The 3,407-nt window shown below is 73.7% G+C and carries 4 protein-coding genes; 1 reads left to right on the top strand and 3 read right to left on the bottom strand.

The genetic code is table 11. The features are described from left to right. Positions 1-187: 187 nt before the first annotated feature. On the bottom strand, positions 188-1,126 hold the full coding sequence (locus H5J29_RS25930) for a LysR family transcriptional regulator (RefSeq protein ID WP_181783635.1): 939 nt from the start codon (positions 1,124-1,126) through the stop codon (positions 188-190). A gap of 185 nt (positions 1,127-1,311) precedes the next feature. Between H5J29_RS25930 and H5J29_RS25925 the strand changes: the two genes are divergently transcribed. After that, a complete protein-coding gene (locus tag H5J29_RS25925) occupies positions 1,312-2,532 on the top strand; it encodes a Glu/Leu/Phe/Val dehydrogenase dimerization domain-containing protein (protein WP_181783636.1) in 1,221 nt (406 codons plus the stop codon). Between the two features lie 137 nt (positions 2,533-2,669). Here H5J29_RS25925 and H5J29_RS25920 read toward each other — a convergent pair whose 3' ends face one another. After that, positions 2,670-3,164 (bottom strand): SRPBCC family protein, encoded by a 495-nt coding sequence (locus H5J29_RS25920; RefSeq protein ID WP_181783634.1) that lies wholly within the window; start codon positions 3,162-3,164, stop codon positions 2,670-2,672. Next, positions 3,161-3,407, bottom strand: a 247-nt coding sequence (locus H5J29_RS35960; RefSeq protein ID WP_181783633.1) for a MarR family winged helix-turn-helix transcriptional regulator, incomplete at its 5' end; no start/stop codon positions are given. The genes H5J29_RS35960 and H5J29_RS25920, both read right to left, overlap by 4 nt.

The following is a 3,407-nucleotide window of genomic DNA, read 5'->3' as shown; positions in this document are numbered from 1 at the left end:
GGATCAAGCGACGCTGACCGGGCCTGGCGTTCGCCGGGGTGTCGGCCGCGGGCCCGGTGTCCGGCACGCAGATCGCGTTCGTCACCTCCCACGGCACCCGCACCCTGGGCCTGTCCAGCGAGACGATGCCGGGGTCCTGGCGATGCGGGCGAGCGTTCGTGGTGGGCGCCCGAGCCCACCAGGGGCCTCAGGGGAGGGGGAGGCGGGCGCTCTCCGCGGGCTCGGCGAGGCCGAGCTCCTGCGCCGCCTCACGGACGGCGGCGATCACGTGCTGGAACGCGGGGCGGCGCACCGCGCGGGTCCGGTAGGCGATCGACACGGTGCGCAGGACGGGTTCGGTGAGCGGCAGGACGTCGACCCCCGGCGGGCACTGGGCGAGCCCGAGATCCGATACCAGCGTGACGCCCAACCCGCCCGCGACCAGCGCCAACGCCGTGAACTGCTCCTCCGCCTCGTGGATGGTGCGCGGCTCGAACCCGGCGCGGCGGCAGGCGTTGCGCACCGCGCGGCCGAAGTGCGAGCGCGGGCCCGCGAGGATCCACGGCCGGTCGGCGAGGTCCACCAGCGCCACCTCGGCGCCGGTGACCGAACCCGCCGGGACCGCCGCGTACAGCTGCTCGACGGCCACGACCTCCCGGCTCAGCGCCGGGTCCCAGGACATCGGGTGGCCGGAGTAGTCGATCACGAACGAGAAGTCGAGGGCGCCGTCCCGCACGGCCCCGGCCGTCTCCTCCGGGGTGAGCTCGCGGGTGCTGACCCGGATCCCGGGATGGGTCTCGGCGAGCCGGGTCAGCGCGGCGGGCAGCAGCCCCGACGTCACCGACGCCCAGACGCCCGCGGTCAGCCGCACCGACCGCTCGTCGCGAGCCTCCTCGAGGGCCAGCTCCGCGCGTTCGACCGACCCGAGGATCTCCTCGGCGTGCTCGGTGAGGACCAGCCCCAGCTCGGTGAACCGGACCCGGCGGCCCAGCCGCTCGAAGAGGGTGCCGCCGACCTCGCGTTCGAGCTGCGCGAGCTGCTGGGACACCGCGGAGGCCGTGTAGTGCAACGACGCCGCGGCGGCGGTCACGGTGCCGCGGCGGTACAGCTCGCGGAGCATGCGCAGGCGCGACAGGGAGAGCTCCACGCCCGCCACCCTCGCATGCAGCCCGGGTGAACGCGACCTTCAAGGATTCGTTGATGGACGGCGGGCCGCCGCTGCCGCACAGTGGTGTCACCGGCGGGACGCACCGCCGGCTCCCACCGCGAACACCCGGCCCGACCAGGGCCTGTTCCCGCCTGCCACGAGTCTGGAGGTCGCCCGTGACCACGATGCAGGAGCCGCTGGGTCCGGTCCACGCCGAGCCCGCCGTCGTCGGACAGGAGCCCGTGCTGCGGCTGACCTGGACCGACCGCGTGACCGGTGCCCACGGCTACCTCGTGGTCCACACCCTGCGGTCCGGCATCGCCACCGGCGGCACCCGGATGCGGGCGGGCTGCACGCTCGGCGAGGTCGAGGACCTCGCGCGCGGGATGGCCGCCAAGACGGCCGCGTTCGACCTGCCGGTGGGCGGGGCCAAGGGCGGCATCGACTTCGACCCCAAGGACCCGCGGGCCTTCGGGGTGCTGCAGCGCTTCGTCGCGGCCATGCAGCCCTACGTCCACGCCCACTGGGTCACCGCCGAGGACCTCGGTGTGCCGCAGCACCTGATCGACGAGGTCTTCGCCTCCCTCGGCCTCGGGCAGTCCTACTACTCCGCGATCCGCCGGTCCGCCGACCCGGACGCCACCATGGAGCGCGTCCGCAAGGGGCTGAACGCGCAGGTCCCGGGCGGGCTGCTCGGGGACGTGATCGGTGGGTACGGCGTGGCGCACGCCTGCCTCGGCGCCGCGACGTCCTTCGGCTGGGCGGTCGAGGACACCGCCGTCGCGATCCAGGGGATCGGGACCATGGGCGGCGGCGCGGCCTGGTACCTGCACGAGGCGGGCATGAAGGTCGTCGCCGTGGCCGACGCCGCGGGCACCCTCTACGCCCCCAACGGCCTCGACGTCCCCGCCCTGCTCGACCTGCGCGACGGCTACGGGGAGATCGACCGCACCCGGCTGCCCGCCGGGGTGGCACAGCTGCCGCGCTCCGCGGTCGTGGGGATCCCGGCGGACGTGTTCGTCCCCGCCGCGATCTCCTACGCGATCACCCCGGACAACAGCTTCGACGTGGCGGCCAAGGTCGTCGTCGAGGCCGCCAACGCCGCCACGACGCCCGAGGCGGAGGCCATGCTCGCCGCCCGCGGTGTGCCCGTCGTCCCGGACTTCGTGGCCAACGCCGGTGCCGCGGCCTGGGCCTGGTGGCTGCTGCTGGGCTGGGTCGGCATGGAGCACAACGACGTCACGACCGCCGAGGACTCCTTCCGCCTGCTGCGCACGCAGATGGCGGAGAAGGTGCAGCTGCTGCTGGGCCGCTGGCACAGCGACGCCGTCCCGCCCCGCGAGACCGGCTTGGCGCTCGCGGTGTCCGACCTGGACGGCCAGGAGCACACGCTCGTCATCCCGTAGCCGGTTCTCGGGTCGCCGAGAGATCGCACGTTTCGTGCGCTGAGCGCGGTCGAGGCAGCGCTCAGTGCACGCAACCGGCGATCTTGCCGCGCTGAGAGCACGAAACGTGCGATCTCGAGCGTCGTCCGGGGCGAGGGTCAGCGCACGACTCGGGAGCCCGGGACCTCTTCTGCGTCCAGGTGTCTGAGCAGGTTGGTGACGAAGCGGTCGCCGGTGCGCTGCAGGGTCACGTTCATCAGGCCCGTGACCGCCGGGGCGGCCAGCCTCGACAGCGGCAGCTCGACGTGCAGGGTGAGCCGGATGGCGAGGTGGGTGCCGCCCGGGACGTCCTTGAGTACGTACCACCCCTCGGCGCCGGTGTACTCGTGCGAGCCGGCCGGGGGTTCGTGGGTGTAGTCGATGCGCGAGGAGTCGGTGAAGCGCATCCGCTCGGTGAACGTCGGCTGGATCCCCACGCCGAGGACCTTCAGCTTGATCATCGACCAGCGCCAGAGGTCGCCGTCCGTCTCGATGCTGGTCAGCAGCGGCGTGAGCTGGGGGAGACACACCGGGTCGGTGAGGACCGCCCAGATCGCCTTCCGCTCGGCGGCGACGACGGCCTCCGACTCGGTCGTGGTCGTGAAGCGGTTCACTCGGGCGCCGACCTTCCTCCTGCTGCCTCCTGCACCGTGCGGAGGATCCTGCCCAGGTCCGCGCGATCCCGCTCGTCGAGGGTGGCGAACAGGTCCGCGGACTGGGCGTGCCTGGCCGCGCGGATCTCGCCGAAGAGCTCGGTGCCCTTCTCGGTGAGCGCGACGAGCGTGGCCCGCCGGTCCCCGGGGTCCGGCCGCCGCTCGACGAGCCCGCGGGACTCCAGGTCGTCGACCACCTCGGTG

Origin of the sequence: Pseudonocardia pini (assembly GCF_013870575.1) — a bacterium.
Classification (GTDB): domain Bacteria; phylum Actinomycetota; class Actinomycetes; order Mycobacteriales; family Pseudonocardiaceae; genus Pseudonocardia; species Pseudonocardia pini.
This window is presented reverse-complemented; position numbering and strand designations above follow the sequence as displayed.